This is a genomic window from Micromonospora parastrephiae (assembly GCF_016802865.1).
GTDB lineage: Bacteria > Actinomycetota > Actinomycetes > Mycobacteriales > Micromonosporaceae > Micromonospora > Micromonospora parastrephiae.
This window is the reverse complement of record NZ_JAEVHM010000020.1, coordinates 17,048-42,486: the sequence shown is the minus strand read 5'-3', so window position 1 is coordinate 42,486 and position 25,439 is coordinate 17,048. Positions and strand designations below refer to the sequence as shown.

22 protein-coding genes, 3 tRNA genes and 3 pseudogenes are annotated in these 25,439 nt (G+C 71.6%); 16 read left to right on the top strand and 12 right to left on the bottom strand.

Features of this window, described 5'->3' with window-relative positions; genetic code table 11:
- Positions 1-115: 115 nt before the first annotated feature.
- The 3 genes and pseudogenes from JNW91_RS33865 to JNW91_RS07135 form a co-directional block, all read left to right on the top strand.
- Positions 116-598: pseudogene (locus tag JNW91_RS33865) on the top strand (3-hydroxyacyl-CoA dehydrogenase family protein); the annotation flags it as partial.
- A 60-nt stretch (positions 599-658) separates the two neighbouring features.
- Positions 659-972, top strand: a pseudogene (locus tag JNW91_RS33860) (3-hydroxyacyl-CoA dehydrogenase family protein).
- A gap of 108 nt (positions 973-1,080) precedes the next feature.
- On the top strand, positions 1,081-1,824 hold the full coding sequence (locus JNW91_RS07135) for an enoyl-CoA hydratase/isomerase family protein (protein ID WP_203174113.1): 744 nt from the start codon (positions 1,081-1,083) through the stop codon (positions 1,822-1,824).
- 66 nt (positions 1,825-1,890) lie between these two features.
- Here the strand turns inward: JNW91_RS07135 and JNW91_RS07130 are convergent, their stop codons facing one another.
- A complete protein-coding gene (locus JNW91_RS07130) occupies positions 1,891-3,234 on the bottom strand; it encodes an ABC transporter substrate-binding protein (RefSeq protein ID WP_203174112.1) in 1,344 nt (447 codons plus the stop codon).
- 155 nt (positions 3,235-3,389) lie between these two features.
- Here JNW91_RS07130 and JNW91_RS07125 point away from each other — a divergent pair, with 155 nt between their 5' ends.
- Complete coding sequence (locus tag JNW91_RS07125; protein WP_203174111.1) at positions 3,390-3,779, top strand: hypothetical protein; 390 nt, start codon at positions 3,390-3,392, stop codon at positions 3,777-3,779.
- A 21-nt stretch (positions 3,780-3,800) separates the two neighbouring features.
- On the opposite strand, the gene JNW91_RS07120 is transcribed toward JNW91_RS07125, so the two are convergent.
- Positions 3,801-4,241 carry a hypothetical protein gene (locus JNW91_RS07120; RefSeq protein WP_203174110.1) on the bottom strand — a complete coding sequence of 147 codons (441 nt, stop codon included), beginning with the start codon at positions 4,239-4,241 and terminating at the stop codon, positions 3,801-3,803.
- Positions 4,242-4,366: 125 nt separating this feature from the next.
- Here JNW91_RS07120 and JNW91_RS07115 point away from each other — a divergent pair, with 125 nt between their 5' ends.
- Positions 4,367-5,074, top strand: a complete 708-nt coding sequence (locus JNW91_RS07115) for a DUF2786 domain-containing protein (protein ID WP_203174109.1) — start codon at positions 4,367-4,369, stop codon at positions 5,072-5,074.
- Between the two features lie 15 nt (positions 5,075-5,089).
- On the opposite strand, the gene JNW91_RS07110 is transcribed toward JNW91_RS07115, so the two are convergent.
- A complete protein-coding gene (locus tag JNW91_RS07110; protein WP_203174108.1) occupies positions 5,090-5,617 on the bottom strand; it encodes an SRPBCC family protein in 528 nt (175 codons plus the stop codon).
- A 164-nt stretch (positions 5,618-5,781) separates the two neighbouring features.
- Between JNW91_RS07110 and JNW91_RS32015 the strand changes: the two genes are divergently transcribed.
- Together JNW91_RS32015 and JNW91_RS07100 are read left to right on the top strand one after the other, a co-directional pair.
- Positions 5,782-6,474 carry a hypothetical protein gene (locus tag JNW91_RS32015; protein ID WP_238424518.1) on the top strand — a complete coding sequence of 231 codons (693 nt, stop codon included), beginning with the start codon at positions 5,782-5,784 and terminating at the stop codon, positions 6,472-6,474.
- Between the two features lie 262 nt (positions 6,475-6,736).
- Entirely contained in the window at positions 6,737-6,886 is a 150-nt protein-coding gene (locus JNW91_RS07100; RefSeq protein ID WP_203174107.1) for a hypothetical protein, read from the top strand.
- A gap of 435 nt (positions 6,887-7,321) precedes the next feature.
- Here the strand turns inward: JNW91_RS07100 and JNW91_RS07095 are convergent.
- The 8 genes from JNW91_RS07095 to JNW91_RS07060 all read right to left on the bottom strand — a co-directional run bounded on the left by JNW91_RS07095 (position 7,322) and on the right by JNW91_RS07060 (position 12,900).
- Positions 7,322-7,395 (bottom strand) — tRNA-Phe (locus JNW91_RS07095).
- A gap of 99 nt (positions 7,396-7,494) precedes the next feature.
- Positions 7,495-7,568: transfer RNA gene (locus JNW91_RS07090), tRNA-Asp, on the bottom strand.
- 31 nt (positions 7,569-7,599) lie between these two features.
- Positions 7,600-7,672: transfer RNA gene (locus tag JNW91_RS07085), tRNA-Glu, on the bottom strand.
- 154 nt (positions 7,673-7,826) lie between these two features.
- Positions 7,827-8,621, bottom strand: coding sequence for a polysaccharide deacetylase family protein (locus JNW91_RS07080; protein ID WP_203174106.1), 795 nt, complete (start codon positions 8,619-8,621; stop codon positions 7,827-7,829).
- A 75-nt stretch (positions 8,622-8,696) separates the two neighbouring features.
- On the bottom strand, positions 8,697-9,641 hold the full coding sequence (locus JNW91_RS07075) for a MerR family transcriptional regulator (RefSeq protein ID WP_203174105.1): 945 nt from the start codon (positions 9,639-9,641) through the stop codon (positions 8,697-8,699).
- Positions 9,631-10,251, bottom strand: coding sequence for an isopentenyl-diphosphate Delta-isomerase (gene idi / locus JNW91_RS07070; protein ID WP_203174104.1), 621 nt, complete (start codon positions 10,249-10,251; stop codon positions 9,631-9,633). Before idi ends, JNW91_RS07075 begins: the two co-directional genes overlap by 11 nt.
- On the bottom strand, positions 10,248-11,729 hold the full coding sequence (gene crtI / locus JNW91_RS07065) for a phytoene desaturase family protein (RefSeq protein ID WP_203174103.1): 1,482 nt from the start codon (positions 11,727-11,729) through the stop codon (positions 10,248-10,250). The genes idi and crtI overlap by 4 nt, the downstream gene beginning before the upstream one ends.
- Positions 11,730-11,757: 28 nt before the next feature.
- Positions 11,758-12,900, bottom strand: coding sequence for a polyprenyl synthetase family protein (locus JNW91_RS07060; RefSeq protein ID WP_203174102.1), 1,143 nt, complete (start codon positions 12,898-12,900; stop codon positions 11,758-11,760).
- A gap of 65 nt (positions 12,901-12,965) precedes the next feature.
- Here JNW91_RS07060 and JNW91_RS07055 point away from each other — a divergent pair, with 65 nt between their 5' ends.
- A complete protein-coding gene (locus JNW91_RS07055; RefSeq protein WP_203174101.1) occupies positions 12,966-13,889 on the top strand; it encodes a phytoene/squalene synthase family protein in 924 nt (307 codons plus the stop codon).
- On the top strand, positions 13,886-15,208 hold the full coding sequence (locus JNW91_RS07050; RefSeq protein WP_203174100.1) for a cryptochrome/photolyase family protein: 1,323 nt from the start codon (positions 13,886-13,888) through the stop codon (positions 15,206-15,208). Before JNW91_RS07055 ends, JNW91_RS07050 begins: the two co-directional genes overlap by 4 nt.
- A 12-nt stretch (positions 15,209-15,220) precedes the next feature.
- On the opposite strand, the gene JNW91_RS07045 is transcribed toward JNW91_RS07050, so the two are convergent.
- Positions 15,221-16,297 (bottom strand): serine hydrolase domain-containing protein, encoded by a 1,077-nt coding sequence (locus JNW91_RS07045; protein WP_203174099.1) that lies wholly within the window; start codon positions 16,295-16,297, stop codon positions 15,221-15,223.
- Between the two features lie 92 nt (positions 16,298-16,389).
- On the opposite strand from JNW91_RS07045, the gene JNW91_RS07040 reads away from it, so the two are divergent.
- The 7 genes and pseudogenes from JNW91_RS07040 (at position 16,390) to JNW91_RS32010 (ending at position 25,437) form a co-directional block, all read left to right on the top strand.
- A complete protein-coding gene (locus JNW91_RS07040) occupies positions 16,390-17,865 on the top strand; it encodes a dihydrolipoyl dehydrogenase family protein (RefSeq protein ID WP_203174098.1) in 1,476 nt (491 codons plus the stop codon).
- 197 nt (positions 17,866-18,062) lie between these two features.
- Positions 18,063-19,067: a LacI family DNA-binding transcriptional regulator gene (locus JNW91_RS07035; RefSeq protein WP_203174097.1), complete on the top strand. Its 1,005-nt coding sequence runs from the start codon at positions 18,063-18,065 to the stop codon at positions 19,065-19,067.
- Positions 19,068-19,379: 312 nt separating this feature from the next.
- A complete protein-coding gene (locus JNW91_RS07030; protein ID WP_203174096.1) occupies positions 19,380-20,759 on the top strand; it encodes an ABC transporter substrate-binding protein in 1,380 nt (459 codons plus the stop codon).
- 86 nt (positions 20,760-20,845) lie between these two features.
- Positions 20,846-21,801, top strand: a pseudogene (locus tag JNW91_RS07025) (carbohydrate ABC transporter permease).
- A gap of 11 nt (positions 21,802-21,812) precedes the next feature.
- A complete protein-coding gene (locus JNW91_RS07020; RefSeq protein ID WP_203174095.1) occupies positions 21,813-22,700 on the top strand; it encodes a carbohydrate ABC transporter permease in 888 nt (295 codons plus the stop codon).
- Positions 22,701-22,799: 99 nt separating this feature from the next.
- Positions 22,800-24,452 carry a glycoside hydrolase family 13 protein gene (locus tag JNW91_RS07015; protein WP_203174094.1) on the top strand — a complete coding sequence of 551 codons (1,653 nt, stop codon included), beginning with the start codon at positions 22,800-22,802 and terminating at the stop codon, positions 24,450-24,452.
- Positions 24,453-24,609: 157 nt separating this feature from the next.
- Entirely contained in the window at positions 24,610-25,437 is an 828-nt protein-coding gene (locus JNW91_RS32010) for a carbohydrate-binding protein (RefSeq protein ID WP_238424516.1), read from the top strand.
- The last annotated feature ends 2 nt before the right edge of the window (positions 25,438-25,439 follow it).

Sequence of the window (25,439 nt, the reverse complement as noted above, 5' to 3'; positions counted from 1 at the left end):
CGCATCTCCCAGGCCCGAGCTGTCTAGGGTCGCACCATGAGCGAGCGCAGCGGGCGGATCACCCGGGCCGGCGTGGCGGGGACCCCGCGCGCGCCGGGCGGGACAGGGAGGCGTGATGAGCGAACGTTTCGTGGTCGTCGGTGCCGGAACGATGGGGCTGGGCATCGCGTACGTGGCGGCCGGTTCGGGGCACGCCGTGGAGCTGGTCGAGGTGGATCCCGGCCGGGGCGCGACGGCACTGAACCGACTCGCCGACCTCTGGGAGCGGGCCGTGCAACGCGGGAAGTTGAGCGCCGACGAGGCCGCCGCGAACCGGCTGCGGGTGACCCTGCGTCCGACCCTCGCCGACGTGGTCCCCGCCCCGGAGGTGATCGTCGAGGCGGTGCCGGAGCGGCTCGACCTGAAGCGCGCGGTGCTGCGTGAGGCCGCCGCGCTGGGCCCGGCGCTGCTGGGCAGCAACACGTCCAGCATCGCCATCGGCGAGCTGGCCGCCGGGCTGGACGCGCCCGAGCGCTTCCTCGGCCTGCACTTCTTCAACCCGGTCTGGGCGATGGCGCTGCTGGAGATCGTGGTCGGCCCGGCCACCGCCGAGGAGACCACCGCCGCGGCCGTCGCGCTCGCCGGCCGGTTGGGCAAGGACCCCGTCGTGGTACGCGACATGCCCGGCTTCGCGACCTCCCGGCTCGGCGTCACACTCGGACTCGAGGCGATCCGGATGGTCGCCGACGAGGTGGCCAGCCCGGCCGACATCGACAAGGCCATGGTGCTGGGCTACCGGCACCCGATCGGCCCGCTGGAACTCACCGACCTGGTCGCCTGGACGTGCGGCTGGACATCGCCCGCACCCTCCAGGCCGCGTACGGGGCCCGCTTCGCGCCGCCGCCCCTGCTGGAGGAGATGGTGTCCGCCGGGCGCCTGGGCAAGAAGTCCGGGCACGGCTTCTACCGCTGGAGCGGCGGGGTGAAGCAGTGAGCGCGAGGAGTGAGCTTGCGAGCCCCGCAGTCGTGAACGGAAGGTGGGCACAGTGAGCGCGAGGAGTGAGCTTGCGAGCCCCGCAGTCGCGAACGGAAGGTGGGCACAGTGAGCGGCCTGCGGATCGAGGAACGGTCGGACCGGCTGGTGGTCACCCTGGACCGTCCGGAGAAGCGCAACGCCATCGACGCCGACCTGATCGCCGAGCTGCATGAGGTCTGCGCCGAGTTGGAGGCCCGTCCCCGGCTACTGCTGCTCACCGGTGGGGTGGCCGGCATCTTCGCTGGCGGCGCGGACATCGGCCAGCTCCGGGAGCGGGGCCGCACCGACGCCCTGGCCGCGATCAACTCGGCTGCGTTCGCCCGGATCCGGGCACTGCCGATGCCGACCGTGGCCGCCGTGGACGGCCCGGCGTTGGGCGGCGGCGCCGAGCTGGCGTACGCCTGCGATCTGCGGGTGTGCACGGCGCGCGCGGTCTTCGGTCAGCCTGAGGTGCGGTTGGGCATCCTGGCCGGTGCCGGCGCGACCCACCGGCTGCCCGCCCTCGTCGGCGAGGGCCGGGCGAAGGAGCTGCTCTTCACCGGCCGGCGTGTGGACGCCGACGAGGCGCTGCGGATCGGCCTGGTGAACCGGGTGGTGGACGAGCCCGGTGAGCTGCTGAAGGTGGCGCACGGGCTGCTGGACGAGATGGCCCTCGGCTCGCCGCTGGCGCTGCGCCTGACCAAGCTGGCGGTGGACGCGCCGGCCGCCGCGCACCCGCAACTCGACCTGGTCAGCCAGGCGGTGCTCTTCGAGGACGACGAGAAGCACCGCCGGATGACCGAGTTCCTGGAGCGACGCCGCAACCGGTGACCCGTGAACGGCGACGCCGCACCGGCGAGCTGCCGGTGCGGCCGTCCGTGGTCCGTGGGGACGTGCTCAGTGCCGGATCGGCACCCCGTTGTCGGCGAGCGCCCGGATCACCTGTGCGGACTCACCGAAGCCGATGAGCAGCACGGCGTCCGCGCCGAACTCCTTGATCTCCTTCGCGCCGGCGGTGAAGTCCACCGGTGGGGCCTTCGCGTCGGCCGGCGGCTCGTACGTCATCAGCTTGAGTCGGTCCTCGGCGATGCCGGCCTTCTCCAGCTCGTCGCGGACGGTGGCCTGAAGGCCCTCGCCGTAGGAGTCCTTGCGGGCGACGATGACGATCTTCTGCGATCCGTCGCGGAGGATCACGTCGGCCAGCGCCCGACCCTGCAGGCTGTCCGGCGGGGCGGTACGGAAGTAGAGGCCCTTGTCCTCGACGTCGGTGAGGCTGCTGTCGGTGTTGCACGGCGAAAAGAGGATCTTCCCGGCCTTCACCACGTCCGGCAGCACCTCGCGGGAAATGCCCGAGGCGCCCGCGCCGATGATCAGACTGGCCCCGTCCGTCACGTGCTTGGCCACGGTCGCCCTGGCCACCGTGAGGCTCGTGCCGTCGTCGCCATCGATCCAGGTGACCGGCTTGCCGAGCGCGCCGCCGGCGGCGTTGATCTCCTTGATCGCCAGCGCCGCGCCGGCGGCCATCGGCGGGTAGGCGATCGCCAGGTCACCGGTCTTCGGCAGCAGGCCACCCACGATCAGTGGCTCCTGGTCCGGCTTGGCGCCCGGACGCTCCTTCTTCGGCTTCGGCGGCGTCTTGGTGCTCGCCGCCGACTCGGTGCCGGCCCCGACGAACTCGGTCTTGCCGTCGTTGATCTGCTGCCCGTCGAAGGTCAGCGTCGCGTAGCTCGCGGTGGCCGGCTCACCCTTCTCGGTGAAGCCCGCCCGGGTCAGCGACACGCTGCGGTACTCGATGTCCTGCCCGCTGCGGGCCAACGAGAGGCAACTGGCCGGATCTTCGCAGCGCTGGCCGTTGTTGGTCACGCCGACGATCTGCTTGGCGATGGCCGCCGGGTCGGTGCTCCCGGCCAACTGGGCGGCGAGCACCCCGATCACCACCGCGTCGTACGTCTCGGCGGAGTACAGGTAGTCCGTCAGCGCCGGATTGACGGACCGTAGCCGGCCCTTGAAGTCCTCGGGCAGAGGAGTGAGGGGCGTGGTTCCCTTCATCCCGTCGACCAGGTTGGCCCGTTCCTTCAACTCCGCTGGATAGGAGTTGAGCATGTTGCCGTCCGTGCCGTAGAGGCGCACCTGTTGGGCGCTTCCCTCCTCGGCCTTGTCATCCCCGCAAGCGCTTGTGGCGAGCAGGATCGTCGCGCAGGCGGCCAGTGTGGCAACCCGCGAGCGGCGTGATACGAGCATGGTCGTCCTTCCTCCGGCGAAGGTCCGCTGCGCACATTAGCGTGCCGAGGCCGGCGGCGGGACCGTGGAGGTGGCCTAATGCGCAGGTCGCCCGCCCTGAACACGGAGAGTGACGATCGCTGGCGGCCTTGACCGGCCCTCGTACTGTGCGCTGCGTGACCGACCTACCACAGCAGACGTTCGACGATGCGGCCGCCGTGCTCAGCTCGGCGTTGGACGGGGACCAGGACGCGGTGGTGGGAGCGTTCGACGCGGTCGTCGACCGGGCCGGCCTGAGCGGCGCGTACGGGGTCGCCTGGTGCCTGGCCGCGACGATGATCGGTGATGCACCGCCGGAGAGCGGAGCCGCGCTGGACTTCCCGGGGATCGACCAGGCGGAGTACGACACCCGCTGGGTGGCCCGCTTCGTCAGCGCGTACGCCAACCGGGACGTACCCACCGGGGAGGCGCTGTTCGGCGCGGCCGTCGCCGACGGGCTGCTGCCCGACTGCCTGCTCACGCTCGCCGGCTCGACGATCGCGACCCTGCGCAGCCGCGCGGGGTGACGTGCCGCGGGCGCGGATCGGTCAGAACGCGTGGTACGCCACCAGCGGCTCGTACTCGTAGCGCAGGTTCTCGAAGCGGACCCGGAAATTGACCCCGTCGCGGACGTTCGTCGCGACGGTTGTCCAGCCCGAGTTGGCCGGTAGGTAGGTCCAGTAGTTGCAGGCGCTCGTCTTGTCGACGAAGATCACGCACGCCTCGGTGCCGTACGCGCTGGCGTTCCGTACGTTGATGTCGCGGCAGCGGGTCGTGGTGCGGTAGGTGCCGGCCTGGCCCCCGTAGCCGCCGGTCTGGAAGAACGACCGGACGGCGCCGCCGTAGCAGGTGGCCAGAGGGGCGAAGAGGTTCTCGCCGGGGGCGGCGGGCGTGACCGGGGTGGTCTGCGCGGCCCGCGCCGGCGTGCCGGCGGCGAGGAGCGCGGCGGCCGTGGCGACGGCGAGCAGGCGAGCGGTCGGAGATGACATGCGGGCCTCCGGAAACAGTAGACTGACCGTCCTTATTGGACGGTCGAGCGGACCGTGACGATGATACTGATCGATCAATAGCGGTGCGGCCCGGTCCTGTCCGGCCCGTGTGATAGCTCTGGAACATGTCCGAGGCCATGCTCAGCAAGGTGCGCAAGCTGCTCGCCCAGGCGGAGGACCCGGCCTGCACACCCGCCGAGTCGGCCGCGTTCACCGCCAAGGCCACCGAGCTGATCGCGCGCTACGGGGTGGACCGGGCGCTGCTCGCCGCCCGCGACCCGGCCACCGACCCGGTCGGCGACCGGGTGCTGGACATCGTCGCCCCGTACGCCCGGGACAAGGTGGGGCTGCTCGCCGCGGTCGCCGAGCCGCTGCGCTGTCGATGCGTACGCCGCCGGCAGAGCAACGGGTTCGCGCTGCACCTGTTCGGCTTCGCCAGCGACCTGGAACGCGTCGACCTGCTCTTCACCTCGCTGCTCGTGCAGGCGGCGCACGGCCTGGCCGCCACACCGGTGCCCGCCGACGACCATCCCGCCGCTTTCCGCCGGTCCTGGCTGGCCGGCTTCGCGGAGGTCATCGGCGGTCGGCTCTGGGCGGCGGAGACGGCGGCCGCCAGCGAATCGGGCACCCCGTCGGTGGCGCTGGTGCTCGCCGACCGCTCGGATCGGGTACAGCGACGGCTCGCCGAGCAGTACCCGCGGCTGCGCACCGCACCGCGGCGCCGGCTGGGCGGGACCGGGTTCGGCTCCGGGGCCGAGGCCGGGAGCCGCGCCGACCTGGGTGGCCGGAACCTCAGCGGCAGCTCCGCCGCCGATCGGCGCCTCGGCCGCTGAAACCGTACCGGTCGGTCAGGCGGAAGCGTCGGGGCGGCGGCGCGACACCGTGGCGAGATAGCGGCTCAGCAACTCGTGCCAACCGGCGGTGAGCGCCTTGCGGTACCCCTCGGCGGCCTCCCCGTGCCGGTCGAAGTGCCGGTGCTCCAGTTCGACTCGTGTGCGCTCGGCCCCCTCGGGGAGGAACAGCACCTCGACCTCGCTCGCCCGAGCCGGATCCGGGACGGGCACCCGGTCCGGGCCGATCTGCCAGGCGAAGACCAACCGGCGAGGCGGATCCCAGGTGAGCACCCGGCCCCAGTCGGCGCGGAAGCCGTACGGTCCGATTTCGTAGAGCATGCCGCCGGCCCGTGGCTCCATGCCCAGCTCGGCGAGGGCCTCCGGCCCCGACCAGGTGTACTCGGTGACCCACCAGTCGGTCAGCTCGTCGGTGAAGACGGCGAACGCGTGCTCGGGGCTGCCGGGGACGAGGAGGCTGCACCGTAAGGAGAACCGTTCCGCGTCCTGCCGGATGTCGGCCGGATCAGTCATCTCCTGTCCCATAGGCCCGGACCATACCGGCTGATGCCCGGCTGTGCAGCTGTCCATGTGCCCGGATCTCGACAGTCGGTCGCCGGCCCGTCACTGACGGGATGTCCCGCCGGAAAGCGGGTAACCGCGCCGGACGACCCGGACGACCGGGTGGATGTGCGGCGGGGCGGGAGAGCATGAGCGAGAGCGCGCAGCAGCGGAAGCCTGACCGGCACGCCGACGGGGCGGATCCGGACGTCCTGCTCGACATTCCGAGGGTGTCGGTCGACTCGATCCGGCTGGCGGTGGACGGGCTGGACGCCGACCTCTCACTGCGGGCCCGGCTGGCCAACCTGCTCCAGCTCGACGCGGGCGTACGGGTGCACCTGCGCGGTGTCGAGCTGGACATCAACGGGGTGCATGCCGAGGCGCAACTGCGGGTGCGGTTGGAGCAGTTGGTGGAGGTCCTGGGCCGGGCGCTCGACACGATCGACAACAACCCGCAGATCATCGAGGCGCTCGCCCGGTCGGCCGGCACGGCCATCGACGACGTGAACCGCAGCGCGCAACAGTTGGCCGGGGCCGCCGAGGTCGCCGCGTCGGCCCGGCACAGCCGTTCCGTACTCGACGAACCCGGCCAGCGGGGGCCTGCGGTCGGCGACCAGGCCCGGCCGGCTCCCGGGCGACCAGGGCCGGCTGCCGGTGGCCCCGGCCCGCGCGCAGGCGGCCCCGGACCAGCCGAACAGGCGCAACCGGGGTCCGGTGGTGACCAGGGCTTGCGACCGGGGGCCGGCGGTCCGGAGGGTCGTGGCCCGGGGGCCGGCGGTGAGAAGGCGCCGGGACCAGGGCCTGGCGGTTCGGAGGGTCGTGGCCCGGGGGCCGGGTGGTGACCAGGGGCCGCGACCGGGGGCCGGTGGTGACCAGGGGCCGCGACCGGGGGCTGGCGGTTCGGAGGGTCGTGGCCCGGGACCCGGGGGTGCCCAGGCGCCGCGACCTGAGGGGCGTCATCCCGAGGGCCGACCCGAGGGTGCGGGCCGGGGGAGCGCCGAGGGGTCTGCGGGTCCGCGGACCGGGCAATCGCGCAACCAACCCGGGGGGACGTCCACGCCCGGTACGGGTCCGTCCGGTAGTGGTGACGGTGGTCAGGGCGGTGTGTCCGGCGGGGCGCAGGCGGCTGCCCAGAGCGCGGCGCAGCTCGCCGAGCAGGCGGGCGAGACCCTGTGGCAGGCCGGGCGCAGTGTGTGGGAGGCGATCCAGGGCGGCGTGGCGCAGCACCGCCAGCAGGGGCGCCGCAATCAGTGATCAACTCGGGTTCGGTGATATCGCGGCATCCGGGGCGTACGGACACCCCGATATCCAGGAAGCCGAGTGGATCAAGCTGGGGTCGGCAGGGCGGAGCCGCCCCGGCGGAGTCGGGGAGGCGGCGCGCCAGCGGGGCGTGGATACTCAGGACCCATGGGCAGTCCCAGATATTTGTTCTGTTGGTGTAGCCGACATCTTCCCCCGCCCGGACCGGGGCAGGAACCAAGCGGTCGACGCTACCTGAGGACCGCGGAGTGTCCCCGCTGTGGACGTTTGTGGCAGGTGCCGGAGGACGGGTTCTATTGGCAGCGGGTGAGGGACAGCACGGGCGGTGCCTCCAGTTCGTGAGGTCGCCCCACAGCACTCGCGGACAAAGCAAGATCCCCACCTGCGTTTCCGCTGGTGGGGATCTCTGTAGCCCGGCGAAAGGCTATGTGGCCAGGGGCGGGGTCGAACCGCCGACCTTCCGATTTTCAGTCGGACGCTCGTACCAACTGAGCTACCTGGCCGTGCCGCTCGGCTCATGCTACCCGCCGACCGGACGAACCGTTGGCAGGGTCACACGCTCCGATACGCAGAACGCCGCGCGAGGCGCGGCGTCAGCGCTGCGGTCCTGACGGGACTTGAACCCGCGACCTCCGCCTTGACAGGGCGGCGAGCACTCCAACTGCTCCACAGGACCTAGCTTGTGTTGCTCCGGCTTGCGCCGGTCGTGCCCCCAACGGGATTCGAACCCGTGCTACCGCCTTGAAAGGGCGGCGTCCTGGGCCGCTAGACGATGAGGGCGGCCCCGCCATCATTGCACACTCGCAACTTCAAGCGGACTTGCTCCCATCCGGCCCCGCCGGAGGCTTGGAAAGCATACGTGATGCCCGGTCGGTCGACAAAATCGGTATCGGCAGGGCCTCTGAGCGGCGCATTTGCGCAGCTCAGAGGCGGTTCAGTGGAGTCGGGCGATGCCGAAGCGGTGCTTCAGGTCGGCGATCATGCGCGGGCAGGCGGCCAGCGTCGCAGCCCGGTCGCCACCGCCGTCGTGCAACAGCACGATGGAACCGGGACGTGCGGCGTTGTGGACCCGCTTGGCGATCGTGGCGGCGGTCGGCTTGTCCCAGTCCTGCGGGTCGACGGCCCAGTGCAGCGGGCGCATGCCCAACTCCTTCGCCACGCCCAGCACCTCCGACGTCCACCGGCCGCCCGGCTGGCGGTAGAAGGGCACCGGAGCGCCCGGGGCCGCCGCCTGGATGGCCTTGTTGGTGCGGACCAGGTCGGCCCGGATCTCGGCGACCGGCCGCCGGGCCAGGTCCAGGTCGTGCCGCCAGCTGTGGTTGCAGAGCTGGTGACCCTCCCGGACGATCCGCCGGATCAGCTCCGGGTGACGCTGCGCCTCTCGGCCGACGACGCAGAAGGTGGCCGTGACCCGGGCGGCCCGCAGCTGATCGAGCACCTTCGGCGTCCACGCCGGGTTCGGCCCGTCGTCAAAGGTCAGGGCCACCGGGCGTACGCCGGTGTTGCGTCGCAGCCCGGCGGGGAGCTTGGCCGGCAGCGGACGCAGCTGAGGCTTCGGCGGCTTGGTGTGCGTCGGACGCGGCGACGGCCTCGGTGCGGGTGGGGGCGGCGTGCTCGATTCCACCGGCAGCCGTGCGCCGGCGGGTGCGATGGTGCCGTCCGGCTGGGCGCAGCCGGACAAGACCAGCGCGATGGCGAGGACGGACGCCAGGACAGCGCGGGCTTGCATCTGCTCGCTCCCGGGGGGTGCGGGGTAGGCGGACTCCCCGACGCTAGTGGACGCCGCGCGAGGCGGACAGGGCGGTCAGCCCTCGACTGACTGGTCCAGCGAGTCACGGACCGCCACGGAGAGGGACACCGCCTCGGCCAGGTCGACCGGTCGCACCACCCCGGCGGGCAGGGTGTCGGGTCGCCAGCCGGGTCCGGCGGCGAGCACGAGCAGGGGGCGGCGGGGTGCGGCGAGCAGTGCGCTGAGTTGGGCCGGGTCGGCGGTGGCCCGGGTGTGCGACCAGAGCACCACGGCGGCGGGCCCGGTCCTGGTGACCGCCTCGACGAGGGCGGCGACCGGCACCCGGGCACCGAGCATGCGGTAGCTCACCCCGGCCTCGGCCAGCGCGGCGGCCAACGCTTCGAGCGGAAGGGTGTGCTGCTCCTCGTCCGCGCAGGAGAGCAGGATGCGGGCCGGCCCGGTGGGCACCTTGGCCCGGCTGGCCGCCGCGAACGCCTCCGACACGCAGCGGGAGACCAGGTGTTCCACCTCGATCAGGCCCGCCGTGGCGGCGTGCCGTTCGCCGATGCCGGCGAGCACGGGTCGCAGCAGGCCCTCCCAGGTGGCGACGACCCCGCTGGCGGCCACGGTGTGTGCGATCGTCTCGCTGATCGCCGCCGCGTCCAGCCGCATGGCGGCGCGGGCCAACCCGCGGGCGGCCGGGCCGGCGCGACCCACCGGGATGGTCCCTCCGCCGTCCCGGGAGGGCGGGCGGATCCGGTTGTGTCCGATGGTGTCGGTGGACGCCGGATCGGGTGCCTGTCGGGCCCAGCGGGCCGCCTCGGCGGGGCTGACCCCCTCGGCGGTGAGCCGACGCATGATTTCGAGGCGGGCCAGGTCGGCCGGCGTGTACCGGCGGTGGTGGCCCGGGATGTGCTGGCTGGGCCCGAGCCCGTAGCGCTGGTGCCAGGTGCGCAGCGTGGTGACCGCCACCCCCAGCCGGCGCGCGACGGCGCCCGCGCTCAGAGCCTCATCGGCCACCCGACCGCTCCGCCGCGTCATCCGCCGACGATCCGGACGGGGTCACGGCCGGGCCGGATGCGCCGGACGTCGGCACCGAGGGGCGCAGCAGGCGGCTCACCACCCCGCCCAGCCAGGGCGCGTACGACCGGGGGTCCCGGTCGAGATCGGCCTCCAGGGCGGCGGGATCGGCCCAGCGCAGCTCGGCCACCTCGTCCGGGTCGGGTTGCAGCGGGGCTGCGGGCCGGAACTCGCCGCGCAGCACGTGGTCGTACTCGAACTCGACCCGACCGGTGGCCGGGTCCTCGGCGTAGTAGATGTAGACGCCGACCTCGGTCAGGTCGACCGGGCCCGCGCCCAGCTCCTCGCGTAGCCGTCGGTTGGCCGCCTCGGCGAGTGACTCGCCCGGGCGGGGGTGGCCGCAGCAGGAGTTCGCCCAGCGCAGCGGGAACCGCGTCTTGACGGCGGCCCGCCGCTGGAGGAGCACCTGGCCGTCCGGGTCCACCAGGATCACCGAGAAGGCCCGATGCAGTTGCCCGGGCGGTTGGTGGGCGGCCGCGACGCTTGTCTCGCCGTGGGCCTCGCCCGCCTCGTCGACCAGCTCGACGAGGTGCTCTTCGCGACTGCTCATCGTCCCTCCCCGGTGATTCGGCCGGCCGCCAGCTTGCCGGAGATCAGCACCATCGGCACACCGACCCCGGGCTGGGTGCCGGAGCCGACGAAGACCACGTTCGACAGGTCGCGGTGCAGGTTCGACGGGCGGAACGGGCCGGTCTGGAAGAGGGTGTGCGCGGCGGCGAACGGGGTGCCGGCGGCCATCCCCTGCTCGGCCCACTCGGCGGGGGTGATCGCCCGCAGCACCTCGACCCCGGCGCCGAAGCCGACGTAGCCGCGCTCCTCCAGGGTGTCGATCAGTTGGTCGCCGTAGCGTCGGGTCAGGTCACCGCGCCACTCGAACGGGGCCCGGGCGAGGTTGGGCACCGGGGCGAGCACGTAGTAGGTGTGCCGGTCCGGTGGAGCCACCGACGGGTCGGTGCGACTCGGGTTGGTGACCAGCAGCGACGGGTCGGTCATCAGTTCGCCCCGGCGGATGACCTCATCGAAGGTGCCCTTCCACGCGCGTCCGAAATGGATGTTGTGGTGGGCGATCTTCGCATAACCCTGCCGGGAACCGACGTGCAGGACGACGCAGGACGGCGAGTAGGTGAGGAGACGCTTGGGGGCGGCGGGGAGCAGGTCCCGGTAGGCGACCGGCAGGTCCGGGTTGAGCACCACCACGTCCGCCGGCACCAGTTCGCCGTCGGCGGTGAGGACGCCGGTGGCACGGCCGTTGGCGGTTTCCACCCGGGTCACCGTGGTGTCGTACCGGATCTCTACGCCGTGCTTCTCGGCGGCGCCGGCCATCGCCTTGGAGACCGCGTGGATTCCGCCGCGCGGGAAGTAGACCCCGGCCACCGAGTCGAGGTACGCGATGACCGTGTAGATGGCCAGCGCGTCGTGTGGGGCGAGGCCGGCGTACATCGCCTGGAAGGAGAAGATCCGCTGGGTGCGCGGATCCCGGAAGAACTGGTTGATTTTCGTCTGGAGGCGTCGGAACGCCCCGCCGGTGAGCAGCTTGAGCAGGTTGCCGGTGAGCAGGTCGGTCGGCGCGTCCAGGTTGCGTTCGATGAAGTCGGTCCGCTCCAGCCGCCACAGCTCCCGCGCGTAGTCGACGAAGCGCAGGTAGCCGTCGGCCTCACGAGGACCGCAGACCCGGGAGATCTCGGCCGCCATCCGGGTGGTGTCGGTGAGCACGTCGAGGGTCGACCCGTCCGGGTAGTACGCCCGGTAGGCCGGATCGAGGGGGTTCAGGTCGAGCCAGTCGCGCAGTTCCTCGCCGACCGCGCCGAGCGCCTCGGCGATCAGGTCGGGCATGGTGAGCACGGTGGGTCCGGTGTCGAACTCGTAGCCGTCCACCGCGAGCCGCCCGGCCCGCCCGCCGGGCACCGGCTCACGCTCCAGCACGGTCACCTGCCGGCCGCTGCCCGCCAGGTGCAGCGCGCAGGCGAGGCCGCCCAGCCCGGCGCCGACGACCACCACCCGGTCCGTCCGTCCTGTCACCGTCCGCACGTGACCACCTCCTTGGGAAAGTCGCTCATCAGGCTCGTCGATTGGTGGCGGCGGTGGCCAGCCCGGTCAGTGCGGTTCGCGCGGTCCGGTCCACCGGTGCGGCGTCGAGCGTGGCCAGCGCGTCACCGACCCGTTCGGCGATCATCCGCTCCACCCGGGCCGCCGCACCGGTTTCGGCGACCAGTTCGGCGAGCCTCTCGACCGGCCCCGCGTCCGCCTGTTCCAACGCTCTGAGCTGAGCCGGCGTGGCCAACTGCCGGGCCAGCATGAGCAGCGTCGTCGGCTTGCCGGTGCGCAGGTCGTCGCCGGCCGGCTTGCCGGTGGCGGCCGGATCGCCGTAGACGCCGAGCAGGTCGTCACGGAGCTGGAACGCCTCGCCGACGGCCAGGCCGTACCGGGTGTACGCGGCGGCCAGCGGGGCGTCGGCAGGCACCCCGGCCAGGCAGGCCCCGAAGAGCAGCGGTCGTTGGACGGTGTAGCTGGCGGTCTTGTAGCGCGCCACCCGCAGGGCCCGGTCGACGGACCAGTTGGCCGGGTCGTTCTCACCGAGCACGTCGAGATACTGCCCGGCGACGGTGTCCACCCGCATCTGGTCGTAGCAGCGGCGGACCTCGAACAGCTGGGCCGGCGCAACGGTGGCCTGGGCCAGCAGCCGGTCGGCCCAGACCATGCAGAGGTCGCCGATGAGCACCGCGACCGCCTCGCCGAACCGTCCGGGGTCGCCCCGGTGACCGGCGGCGATGTGCTGCTCGGCGAGCGCGACGTGTGCGGCGGGTCGGCCGCGGCGGGTGGTGGAGGCGTCCATCACGTCGTCGTGCACCAGCGCGAACGTGTGCAGCAGTTCGAGAGCGGCCAGCGCGGGCAGCACCGGCGCCAGCGGTTGACCGTTGCCGACCGCTCCGCGCCAGCCCCAGTAGGCGAAGGTGGACCGGATCCGCTTGCCGCGGGCCAGCACGGCTTCGCGGGCGGCGGCCGCGAAGCCGCCCATCCCTGCGTCGATCTCGCCGAGGGCGTCGACCTCGGCGGTGAGGAACGTGGTGAGGGTGTCGTCCACCGCCGTGATCAGGTCATGGGTGTACGCGGCCAGCACGACGCGGACCGGATCGTCCCGGTCGCCCGACCGGGTTGGCGCCACGCGGATCGCGTTGCCCGCAACTGCGTCGTTGGCCATGTGGCCGAGCGTACCCTAGGGTGATGAGTTGCGTCGATTGGTGCGTCGATATTTGAGGAGGGCCGGTGGACACTTATCTCACCGCTGCCTACGACCGGTGCCGTGAGCTGCACAAACGCCACGGTCGCACCTACTATCTCGCCACCCGACTGCTTCCCGCGTGGAAACGACGGCATGTTCACGCCCTCTACGGCTTCACCCGGTACGCCGACGAGATCGTCGACCGCACCGAGGACCTGCCGCCGGCCGAGCGGGCCGCCCTGCTCGACGACTGGGCCAGCCGTTTCGTGGCCGGCCTGCACGGCGCGCCGGTCGACGACCCGCTGCTGCCCGCCGTGCTGCACACCATCGCCGTCTTCCATCTCGACCGGGACGACTTCGCGTTGTTCCTGAAGAGCATGGCGATGGACCTGACCGTCACCGCGTACCCGACCTACGACCACCTGCTCGACTACATGGAGGGCTCGGCGGCGGTCATCGGCACCATGATGCTGCCCATCCTGGGCAGCTCCGACCCGGCGGCGGCCCGCGAGCCGGCCCGGCAGCTCGGCTTCGCCTTCCAGCTCACCAACTTCATCCGAGACGTCGCCGAGGACCTCGACCGGGGCCGCACCTACCTGCCGGACGAGGACCTGGCGAAGTTCGGTGTCACCCGCGACGAGCTGGTCCAGGCCCGCGACCGGGGGCGGGGCACACCCCGGATCCGCGAGCTGATCGAGTACGAGGTGACCCGCGCGCAGGCGCACTACGCCGCCGCCGCACCCGGGATCACCATGCTCGCGCCCGCCTCGCAGGCGTGTATGCGCACCGCGTACGCGCTCTACGGCGGCATCCTCGACGAGGTGGCCGCGCAGGACTACGACGTCTTCGCCCGGCGGGCCCTGGTGCCGCAGCGGCGTCGCATGGCGGTGGCCGCCCGCGCCCTGCTCACGTCGACCGGTACGCCGGTCTCCATCCCCGGGCCGACGATCCACCCGGCGGTCCGATGACCGCGGGCACCGCGATCGTGCTCCTCACCCGCGACCTGCGGGTGCACGACCACCCGGCGCTGGCCACCACCTGCGCGGCCTTCGACCGGGTGGTTCCGCTGTACGTGCTCGACCCGGCGCTGGCGGGCCGGTCGGCCAACCGCACCCGGTTCCTGCACCAGGCGCTCGCCGAGCTGCGCACCGAACTGCGCGAGCGTGGTGGCGACCTGGTGGTGCGGCACGGTGACCCGGTGGCCGAGACGATCCGGCTGGCCGGCGAGGTCGGTGCGACCGCCGTCGCTCTCTCGGCCGACGTCAGCCGCCACGCCCGCCGGCGGGAGCGACTGCTGCGCGCCGAGTGCGAGCGGCACCGGCTGCACCTGCGGTTGTTTCCCGGGCTGACCGTGGTCGAGCCGGGCGCCCTGCGGCCGGGCGGCGGCGACCACTACCGGGTGTTCAGCCCGTACCACCGGGCCTGGGCGGCCTCCCGCTGGCGCGCGGAGCTGGCCGCGCCGCACCGGATCGCACTGCCCGACGGGGTACGGGTGGGCCGACTGCCGGCGCCGCCGCCCGGCGGGTCGCCCGAGGCGGCCGCCGGCGGCGAGCGCCTGGCCCGGCAGCGGCTCACCGACTGGCTGCCCGACCTCGACCGGTACGGCGACCAGCACGACGACATGGCCGGCGACGACACCTCCCGGCTCAGCCCGTACCTGCGCTTCGGCTGCGTGTCGCCGCTGGCGGTGGCCAACCGTGCCGGCGACCGGTCCGGCCCGTTCGTCCGGCAGCTCTGTTGGCGGGACTTCTACTACCAGGTCACCGCCGCCTTTCCGGAGATCTCCACCACGGCGTACCGCGGCGGCGCCACCGAGCGGTGGCGCTACGACGACGACGCGTTGGCGGCGTGGACCGAGGGGCGCACCGGCATGCCGATCGTGGACGCCGGGATGCGGCAACTGCGGACTCAGGGCTGGATGCACAACCGGGCCCGGCTGATCACGGCCGGCTACCTGACCAAGCACCTCGGGCAGGACTGGCGGGCCGGGGTGGCGGTCTTCTTCCAGTGGTTGCTGGACGGCGACGTGGCCAACAACTCCGGTAACTGGCAGTGGGTCGCCGGCACCGGCAACGACACCAAGCCGTACCGGGGGTTCAACCCCGTCCGGCAGGCCGAACGGTACGACCCGGCCGGCGACTACGTACGTCGCTGGGTGCCGGAGTTGGCGGGGGCGCCGGGCAAGGCCGTGCACCAGCCGTGGCGGCTGCCCGACGAGCTGCGCCGCACCCTGGACTACCCACCGCCGCTCGCGGTGCCCGGCACCGATCCGGTCTGGCTGCGCTGAACGGGCGGGGCGTCACAGCACCGAGTGCAGCACCTCGGCCAGCTCGTCGACCCGGTCGTGTTCGGCGAGCAGGGCCGTGGCGTACGCGAAGGCGTAGCCCCGCTCCGGGTCGGCCCACGCGCTGCTGCCGCCGATGCCGCCCATGCCCCAGCTGCCGTCCGGCTCCCACTGCATACCGAGAGTCCACCGGACCTGGCGGTCCAGCACCAGGTCCGGCCCGTCGTACTGGACCCGGGCCGCCTCGGCGACCAGCTCGGGGCTGACCAGCCGGACCCCGTCCAGCACGCCGCCGGCCAGCAGACCGGCGTAGAGCCGGGCCAGGCCGGACGCGGTGGCGTGCAGGTTGACCGCGGGCATCTCGGCCCCCCGCCAGAGCGGGCTGTTCAGTACCGCCAGGTCCAGCCCACCGGCCGGGTTGCCCATCGCCCGTGCGCGCGGTGACCCCGGCTCGCCGAGCTTCCGGGTCGGCCACCGCGGGTCGCCGTAGCGCAGGTCCGCGCAGCGCCGCTGGTCCGACTCGGCCAACCCGAGGCCGAAGTCGAGCTGCCAATGACCGGTGATCTCCTCGGCCAGGAACCGGCTCAGCGGCCGGCCGTCGACCCGTCGGACCAGCTCGCCCGTCAGGTGCCCGTACGTCCACGCGTGCTCCCCGGCGATCGTGCCCGGCGTCCACTCGGGGTCCGCGGCGGCCAGGTCGCCGGCGAGCAACGCCCAGTCGGCGATCGCGGCAGCCGGCCGGGGCACCGGGAAGGCCGGCAGCCCGGCCGTGTGCGACAGCAGGTGCCGTATGGTGGCCGGGGTGCGGAACTCGGGCCAGTACCGGTCGACGGGGGCGTCGAGATCGACCTGACCCCGATCGACGAGTATCAGCAGGCAGAGTGCGGCCACCGGCTTGCCCACCGAGTAGACGTTGACAAGCGTGTCCGCTCGCCATGGCTCGCCGTCGGGCCCGTCGCTGCTGCGGGAGCCGCCGACCAGGTCGACCACCGGCTGCCCGTCGTACCAGACGGCCAGGCTCGCGCCGCTTTCGCGCCCGGATGCGAGCAGGTCGTGGAAGCAGTCCCGGACCGGGTTGAAGCGTGCGTGCATGCGGTAACCGTAGGCTGCCCGGCCCGGTGAGGGAGTCGACTTTCCGCCCACCCTCGGCGGTTGGGGTGCTGCCGCTGGGGGATGCTGTGCAGGTGGCGGAACCGGAGCTGGTGGATGTGGTCGTGATCGGGCTCGGGGTCGGCGGCGAGGAGGTGGCCGGGCGACTCGCCGAGGCCGGCCTGAGCGTCGTCGGTGTCGAACGGGACCTGGTCGGCGGGGAGTGCCCGTACTGGGGCTGCATCCCGAGCAAGATGATGATCAGGGCGGCCAACGCGCTCGCCGAGGCGCGTCGGGTCGACGGCCTGGCCGGGGCGGCGCAGGTCCAGGCGGACTGGGCGCCGGTGGCGAAGCGCATCCGCGAGGAGGCGACCGACACCTGGGACGACACGGTGGCCGTGCGTCGGTTCACCGACCGGGGCGGCCGGTTCGTCCGGGGCAGTGGTCGGATCGACGGCCCGGGCCGGGTCCGCGTCGGCGACCAGGTGTTCCAGGCGCGCCACGGAATCGTGCTGGGCACCGGGACCCGTCCCTCGGTGCCGCCGATCGACGGGCTGGCCGACACCCCGTACTGGACCAACCACCAGGCGATCGAGGTCGAGGAGCTGCCGGCGTCGCTGCTGGTGCTCGGCGGTGGCGCCATCGGGCTGGAACTGGCCCAGGTCTTCGCCCGCTTCGGCGTGCGGGTGACGGTGGTGGAGGCGCTGGAGCGGGTGCTGGCCGTCGAGGAGCCGGAGGCGTCCGAGGTCGCGGCCGCGGCGCTGCGCGCCGACGGCGTGGAGATCCACACCGGGGTACGGGCCGAGCGCGTCGAGCATGACGGGAGCCGGTTCACCCTGCGGGGCGCCGGCGGGGCGGAGTTCACCGCCGACCGACTGCTGGTGGTGACCGGACGCCGCGCCCACCTGGACGAGCTGGGCTTGGACACGGTCGGGGTGGACGCCGCCCAGCGCTACCTGGCGGTGGACGACCGGCTGCACGTGACCGACGGCATCTGGGCGGTCGGTGACGTGACCGGCGAGGGGGCCTTCACCCACATCGCCATGTACCAGGCGGCGATCGTGATCGCCGATGTGCTGGCGCGCGCCCGGCTCGCGGGCGCTGGACCGGACGCCAGTGGGACCGCCAGCGTGGTGGGCGGCGCGATGGGCGCGTCCAGTTCGCTGGCCGCCAGCGGATCGAGCGGATCGGCGGGCAGCGTGCCGCGCGCCGACTACCGTGCCCTGCCCCGGGTGACGTTCACCGATCCGGAGGTCGGCGCGGTGGGGCTGACCGAGCGGCAGGCCCGCGAGCGCGGCATCAACGTGCAGGTCGGATTCACCAAGCTGAGCAGCTCGACCCGGGGCTGGATCCATCAGGTCGGCGACGAGGGCTTCATCAAGCTGATCGCGGACGCCGACCAGGGCGTGCTGATCGGCGCGACCTCGGTCGGCCCGGCCGGCGGTGAGGTGCTCTCCGCGCTGGTGGTGGCGGTGCACGCGGCGGTGCCGCTGAGCCAGCTCCGCCACATGATCTACGCGTACCCGACGTTCCACCGGGCCATCGAGGACGCGCTGCGCAACCTGTCCTGACGGGCTCCACTTCCGTCCCGTCGATCATGGAGTTGTGGTGGGCGGTAGAGCCTAGAATGTTCCTTTTGTGGGGCACCACAACTCATGATGACGCGAGGGGTCGGGTGGCGTGTGATGGCAGATTGCAGCAGCTTGACAGCAAACTCTGCGCATTTTGCTGTTCATTTCTTTCATTGGGGTGACGTAGCATTGCTGCCGTGACCAAGCGGTTGACTGAAGTTGCCAAGAAGGCGGGCGTCAGCGAGGCCACTGTCAGCCGGGTGCTCAACGGCCGCGACGGTGTTTCCGAGGCGACCCGGACCGCCGTGCTGACCGCACTCGACGTACTCGGCTACGAGCGGCCGACCAAGCTGCGCGGCGAACGTGCCCGGCTGGTCGGGCTGGTGCTGCCCGAGTTGCAGAACCCGATCTTCCCGGCGCTGGCCGAGGTCGTCACCGGGACCCTCGCCCAGCGCGGCTACACCCCGGCTCTCTGTGCCCGGACCATCGGCGGCGTCTCCGAAATGGACTACGTGGAGATGCTCCTCGACCACCAGGTCTCCGGGGTGATCTTCGCCGGTGGTTCGTACGCGCTCGCCGACGCCCGGCACGACCACTACCGGCGGCTGACCGACCGGGGTCTGCCGGTGGTGTTGGTCAACGCGGGTGTGGACGAGTTGGGTTTCCCCCGGGTCTCCACGGACGACGCGGTGGCCGTGGAGCAGGCGTACGGGCATCTGCGCTCGCTCGGGCACGAACGGATCGGGATGGTGCTCGGCCCGGAGGGGCATGTGCCCTCCCGGCGCAAGCTGAACGCGATGGTCCAGGCTGCGGGCTGGGGCGAGGCCGACGCCGAGTGCGTCGAACGCTCCAGCTTCTCGATGGAGGGCGCGCGGGTCGCCGCGACGAAGTTGGTCGAGCGGGGCGTGACCGGCATCATCTGCGCCAGCGACGTCCTGGCGTTGGGCACGATCCGGGCGGCCCGGCGGCTGGGTCGCACGGTGCCGAGCGACATCTCGGTTGTGGGCTTCGACGACTCCGCGTTCATGACCTGCACCGACCCGCCGTTGACCACGGTGCGGCAGCCGATCGAGACGATGGGGCAGGCTGCCGTGGATCTGCTGGTTACCCAGATCGAGGGTGCCGGCGTGCTGCACGACGAGTTGCTGTTCGAGCCGGAGTTGGTCGTGCGTGGCTCCACCGCGCCCGCCCCCGGTCGCTGACCATCGCCCTGCCCCACTGACCGACCGCCCTTCCGGCCGTCGACCGCGTCTCGCGGTCGGCGGCCGTTTTCCATGGCCGCCCGGCAGATGGGTCCATAAGCCACCTTATCCGGCGCATAACGGCCTCCTGTCGGCCTCTGTCGTCAAGATGTCGCGTCCTTTCAGAACACCGTCGACACCTTGCTGAAATGAGTCGGCCTCGTTACAGTGACTCCACTCACACCTGGCTCCGGCGCAGCTACAGGGCGTCAGGTCGCTTCACCGCAGATCAGCGAACGTCTTGGAGACACCCGTTCCCGAAGGGATGGACAGATGTCCGTACCGCAATACCGAAAGGCTGCGGCGCTGGCGCTCGTGGCCGGCCTGGGGTTCAGCCTCACGGCGTGCTCCACGAAGAGCGGCGACAAGGACACCAACGCCGGCGGCAAGGTCACCATCACGGTCGACTGTCAGCCGGTCGGCGCCCAGAAAGAGCTGTTGAAGAACTGGAACGACGACGTCTCCGAGTTCCAGCGGCTGAACCCGGACATCGTCATCAGGAGCGTGAGCGTCGGCGAGCAGTGCAACAACCCGCCGGACTTCACCGCCCGCCTCGCCGGCGGCACCGTGACCGACGTCTTCTACGGGTACATGACCGATCTCCAGCAGGTGCTCGACTCCGGTCAGGCGATGGACATCAGTCAGCACGTCAACAAGGACGCGATCCCGACCTGGGACAGCGTCGACCCGGCGCTCAAGGAGGTCTTCACCGACGGCGGCAAGCTCTACGCCGTTCCGGTGGATAACTACTCGATGGGCCTGGTCTACAACAAGGTCCTGTTCCAGCAGGCCGGGCTGGACGTGAACAACCCGCCCAAGACCTGGGCCGACGTCCGGGCGGCAGCCAAAAAGATCTCCGCGCTCGGCAACGGCATCGCCGGCTACTCGGAGTACAGCGCCGGCAACACCGGCGGCTGGCACTTCACCTCCCTGCTCTACTCGCAGGGCGGCCGGGTGCTGACCGAGGACGGCAAGAAGGCCGACTTCAACAACGCGATGGGCAAGCAGGTCCTGCAGAACCTCAAGGACATGCGGTACGGCGACAACAGCATGGGCGCCCGCCAGCTGCTCCAGTGGGGTGACCTGCTGACCAACGCCGGCGCGGGCAAGGTCGGCATGTTCATCGGCGCACCGGACTCCACCCAGGCGATCGTCAGCCAGTTCCAGGGCAAGTTCCAGGACTGGGCGATGAGCCCGCTGCCTGGCCAGGACGGCCCGGCGAAGGGGACGCTCGGTGGCGGCGAGGGCTACTTCTTCAAGAAGGACCTCACCCCCGAGCAGGTCAAGGCCGGCATGAAGTGGATCGCGTACCAGAAGCTGACCCCGGGCAAGGGCCAGTTCGACTACGTCCGGGCCAAGCCGCAGAACTACCCGGTGGGTCTGCCCCAGCCGCTGCTCTTCGCCAACGGCAGCGAGGCGCAGAAGCAGGAGCTGGAGCTGCGCAAGGCGAACGCGAACGTCGACACGGCGAACTTCGCGCTCTTCGAGGCGACCCCGGTTCCGATCAAGGGTGAGCCGCGCAACGCCCAGGCCGTCTACGCGGTGCTCGACGCCGCGATGTCCGGGGTCCTGACGAACCCGAACGCGAACATCGACGCGCTGCTCAAGACCGCCGAGGAAAAGGTCAACCAGCTCCTCGCCGCGGAGAGCTGACCGATCGTGTGGGGGGCCGGGACGCCGACCCGGCCCCCACGCCGTCCGCGGCATCGACGACGTCACCGACTCACCCAGGAGTTGCCTTGGCGATCACCACCGTCCCGCAGATCCCTCGGAAAGCGGGCCGCCCGCCGTCGCCGTACTCGGCGAGGCCGCAGCGTACGAGCCTCGGCCGCAAGCTACGGGACAACCTGACCGGTCACGCGTTCCTGATCGGTGCGGTGCTCTGCTTCGTCGTCTTCTCCTGGTACCCGATGGTGCGCGGCATCGTCATGAGCTTCCAGCGCACCCGGCGCGGCGAGACCACCTGGGTGGGTTGGGACAACTACTCCCGCATCATCGCCGACCCCAGCTTCTGGACGGCCTGGCAGAACACCTTCTACTTCACCGTCCTGGCGCTGGCCCTCGGCTACGTGGTGCCGTTCTTCGTGGCGATCCTGCTCAACGAGTTCCGCCACGCCAAGGGGTACCTGCGGATCCTGGTCTACCTACCGGTGATGCTGCCGCCGGCCTCCGCGCTCTTCCTCTTCAAGTTCTACGCGTACGACCCCAGCGAGGCGGGGCTGTTCAACGCGATCCTCAAGGCACTGCACCTGCCCACGTCGCAGTGGATGCAGTCGCCGGAGATGACGATGCCGGCGATGGTGGTCGCGTCCACCTGGATGAACATGGGCGGCGCCGTACTGATCTACCTGGCGTCGTTGCAGAACATCCCCGGCGAGCTCTACGAGGCGGCGGAGCTCGACGCGCCGGGATCTGGCGTCGGATCGTCCACGTGACGATCCCGCAGACCCGGTTGATCCTCGCGCTCCTGGCGATGTTGCAGATCGTCGCCACCATGCAACTCTTCATCGAACCCCTGATCCTCGCCAACGGCGCGGGCGCGGAGGACTCGGCGACCTCGGTGGCGTACCTCATCTACCAGCACGGGTTCTTCCAGAACGACCTCAACGGCGCCGCCGCCCTGGGCGTGATCATGCTCGTGGTGCTGGCCGGCTTCTCCGCCGTGTACGTGCGGCTGACTGCGAAACAGGACTAGGACGGCGAGGAATGGCACAGGATTCCGGAACCCGGACCCTCATCTCCCAATCCCAGCTCAGCCGGGGGCGCGGCCGGGTCATCTACTGGACGCTGCTGGTCGTGGTCGTGGCGGGGTTCACGCTCGTCTTCCTCGGACCGCTCTACTGGATGGTCACCGGCGCGCTCAAGTCCGGCCAGGAGATCGCGCAGACCCCACCCTCGCTGTTCCCGAAGGACCCGCAGCCGCAGAACTACATCGACGCGTGGAACAACCTGGCCCTCGCCAAGCTGCTCTTCAACACCTTCTACTACGCGATCGGCGCGGTGCTGTTCCAACTCGTCTTCGACACCGCCGCCGCGTACTCCCTGTCCAAGCTTCGACCGATGTTCGGCAACGTGATCCTCGCCCTGATGCTGGGGACGCTGATGATCCCGGCGATGGTCCTCATCGTTCCGCAGTACGTGACCGTGCTCGACCTGCCGATTCTGCACATCAACCTGCTCGACTCGCCGTTCGCGATCTGGCTGCCGATGGTTGCGAACGCGTTCAACATCTTCCTGTTGAAGCGGTTCTTCGACTCGATTCCCGAGGAGCTGATGGCGGCGGCCCTGATGGACGGGGCGACGTCGATGCGTACCCTCTGGTCGATCATCCTGCCGCTCTCGCGCCCCATTCTCGGCGTCGTCTCGATCTTCGCGGTGACGGCGGTCTGGAAGGACTTCCTCTGGCCGAAGCTGGTCATGCCGTCGCCGGAGACCAGGACGGTCAGCGTCGGCATCTACACCTTCGCGGGTGGTACGCCGATGAACGTGGTGATCGCCGCGTCGGTCATCGCCGCGATTCCGACCGTCATCATCTTCCTGATCTTCCAGCGGAACATCATGTCCGGCCTGACCACAGGCAGCCTCAAGGGATAACCACCAGCGCGCCTCCCTGCGGCGAACGACGACCGTTCGCCCGACACATATCCAGGTCCGGCGAACCCGCCGACGTACTGATCCAGAAAGCAGGTGCTCGTGTCCACAGCAGACAGTGGTCCGTGGTGGCGTGGAGCCGTTATCTACCAGGTGTATCCGCGTAGCTTCGCCGACGGCAACGGCGACGGAATCGGCGACATCGCCGGGATCCGGTCCCGGCTGGATCACCTGGCCGCGCTTGGCGTCGACGCCATCTGGTTCAGTCCCTGGTATCCGTCGCCGATGGCCGACGCCGGCTACGACGTGTCCGACTACCGCGACATCGACCCGGTCTTCGGCTCCCTGGCCGAGGCGGAGGCCCTGATCTCGGAGGCCCACGCGCTCGGCATCCGGACCATCGTCGACGTCGTGCCCAACCACTGCTCCGACGCGCATCCGTGGTTCCAGGCCGCGCTCGCCGGCGGGCCCGGGGCGCCCGAGCGGGACCTGTTCTGGTTCCGACCCGGCCGAGGGCCGAACGGTGACCAGCGGCCCACCGACTGGGTCGGCGAGTTCGGCGGCGAGACCTGGACGCGGACCACCAACCCGGACGGCACCCCCGGCGACTGGTACCTGCACCTGTTCGCGCCGCAGCAGCCGGACTTCAACTGGGATCACCCCCGGGTACGCGCCGAATTCGAGGACATCCTGCGGTTCTGGTTCGACCGGGGCGTCGACGGCATCCGGATCGACTCGGCCGGTCTGCTGGTCAAGGACGGGACGCTGCCCGAGGTGCGACCGGACCAGCCGCACCCGTTCCACGACCTCGACGGGGTGCACGACATCTACCGGGGCTGGCGCCGGGTCGCCGACTCGTACCCCGACCGGGCCCTGATCGGTGAGGTGTGGCTGCCGGACCGGCAGCGGTTCGCCAACTACCTGCGCCCGGACGAGCTGCACGCGGCGTTCAACTTCGACTTTCTCGGCTGCGCCTGGGACGCGTCGGCGCTGCGCGAGAGCATCGACGGGACGCTGAGCGCGCACGCGCCGGTCGGCGCGCCGGCCACCTGGGTGCTCTCCAACCACGACGTGACCCGGCACGTCACCCGCTACGGCCGGGCCGACACCACGTTCAGCTTCGCCGCGAAGCGCGAGGGCATCCCCACCGACCTGGAGTTGGGCACCCGTCGCGCTCGCGCCGCCGCGCTGCTCTCGCTGTCGCTGCCCGGCGCCGCCTACGTCTACCAGGGCGAGGAGCTGGGCCTCTACGAGGTCGAGGACATCCCGTACGCGTTGCGCCAGGACCCGATGTGGGAACGTTCCGGCCGCGTCGACCCCGGTCGCGACGGCTGCCGCGTGCCGTTGCCGTGGACCGGCGACGAGCCGCCGTTCGGGTTCAGCCCCGACGGCTCGGCCGCGCCGTGGCTGCCGCAGCCGGCCGACTGGAAGGACCGTACGGCCCGGGCGCAGACCGGCGACGCGGCCTCGATGCTGGAGCTGTACCGGGCGGCGATCGCGATCCGACGGGCCGATCCGGCGCTCGGCGACGGCGAGCTGACCTGGCTGCCCGCCCCGGACGGGGTGCTCGCGTTCAGCCGGGGCGGTGGCTTCCGCTGCCTGGTCAACCTCTCCGACACGCCGGTGGCGATGCCCGCCGACGGGGAGTTGCTGCTGGCCAGTGGGCCGCTCGACGACGGTCTGCTGCCGTCGGACACGGCCGTCTGGCTGCGTACCGCCGGTTCGCCCGCGGCGGACGGGGCCGTCCGGACCTGACCCACCGTCGTGGTGCCGGCGGTCCCGTCCCGGCCGCCGGCACCACCACCCACCAGGCCCGCGCACCGCGGGAGGAAGGAGGACCGAGGGGGAACGCGCCACGCCGCACCGACAACGGGGGGATCTGGCCTGCCTGACGAAACGGAGAGCGCAGCTCATGGCCAACCACACCACCGGCACCCCGCACCACCTTCGACACCCGACCCGCGCAGGGTTGGCCGCCATCGCCGCCACCCTGCTCGCCGCGACATCGGTGACCGCGCTCGCGGTCACCGGCACCGCAACCCCGGCCTCGGCGGCCGGGTTGTCCCCCTTCGACATTCCCGGCCGCGGCGCGACCGTCCCGTTCGTCGAGCAGGAGGCGGAGAAGGCCGCCCACAACGGCACGAAGATCGGTCCGGACCGCCGCTACGGCACGCTGCCGTCGGAGGCGTCCGGCCGGGAGGCGGTCACCCTCGACGCCGTCGGCGAGTACGTCGAGTTCACCCTCACCGCCCCGGCCAACGCGGTCACCTTCCGGCACAGCCTGCCGGACAGCCCGGCCGGCACGGGTCGGGACGCCGCCATCGACCTGCGCGCCAACGGAACGTTGCTCAGGTCGGTCCCGGTGACGTCGAAGTACGGCTGGTACTACGGCGGTTATCCGTTCAACAACAATCCCGGCGACACCAACCCGCACCACTTCTACGACGAGACCCGGGCGTTGTTCGGCAGCACCTACCCGGCCGGCGCCAAGATCCGCCTCCAGGTGTCGTCGACCGCCCAGTCGCCGACCTTCACCATCGACCTGGCCGACTTCGAGCTGGTCGCGCCGATCGCCAAGCCCACCGGCGTGCTCGACGTGGTCGCCGACTTCGGCGCCGACCCGAGCGGCGCGACGACTCGACCGCGAAGTTCCAGGCCGCGGTCGACGCCGGAAAAGCCCAGGGCAGGGCCGTCTGGATCCCGGCCGGCACCTTCACCCTCTGGGACCACGTGGTGGTGACG

Coding starts and splice junctions, on each gene's coding strand:
- JNW91_RS07110 (WP_203174108.1), bottom strand. CDS start 5,617: ATGGGACAGGAGATGACTGATCCGGCCGACATCCGGCAGGACGCGGAA.
- JNW91_RS32010 (WP_238424516.1), top strand. CDS start 24,610: ATGGCCAACCACACCACCGGCACCCCGCACCACCTTCGACACCCGACC.
- JNW91_RS07060 (WP_203174102.1), bottom strand. CDS start 12,900: ATGGCCAACGACGCAGTTGCGGGCAACGCGATCCGCGTGGCGCCAACC.
- JNW91_RS07050 (WP_203174100.1), top strand. CDS start 13,886: ATGACCGCGGGCACCGCGATCGTGCTCCTCACCCGCGACCTGCGGGTG.
- JNW91_RS07080 (WP_203174106.1), bottom strand. CDS start 8,621: ATGCAAGCCCGCGCTGTCCTGGCGTCCGTCCTCGCCATCGCGCTGGTC.
- JNW91_RS07130 (WP_203174112.1), bottom strand. CDS start 3,234: ATGCTCGTATCACGCCGCTCGCGGGTTGCCACACTGGCCGCCTGCGCG.
- JNW91_RS07020 (WP_203174095.1), top strand. CDS start 21,813: ATGGCACAGGATTCCGGAACCCGGACCCTCATCTCCCAATCCCAGCTC.
- JNW91_RS07030 (WP_203174096.1), top strand. CDS start 19,380: ATGTCCGTACCGCAATACCGAAAGGCTGCGGCGCTGGCGCTCGTGGCC.
- JNW91_RS07045 (WP_203174099.1), bottom strand. CDS start 16,297: ATGCACGCACGCTTCAACCCGGTCCGGGACTGCTTCCACGACCTGCTC.
- JNW91_RS07115 (WP_203174109.1), top strand. CDS start 4,367: ATGTCCGAGGCCATGCTCAGCAAGGTGCGCAAGCTGCTCGCCCAGGCG.
- JNW91_RS32015 (WP_238424518.1), top strand. CDS start 5,782: ATGAGCGAGAGCGCGCAGCAGCGGAAGCCTGACCGGCACGCCGACGGG.
- JNW91_RS07120 (WP_203174110.1), bottom strand. CDS start 4,241: ATGTCATCTCCGACCGCTCGCCTGCTCGCCGTCGCCACGGCCGCCGCG.
- idi (WP_203174104.1), bottom strand. CDS start 10,251: ATGAGCAGTCGCGAAGAGCACCTCGTCGAGCTGGTCGACGAGGCGGGC.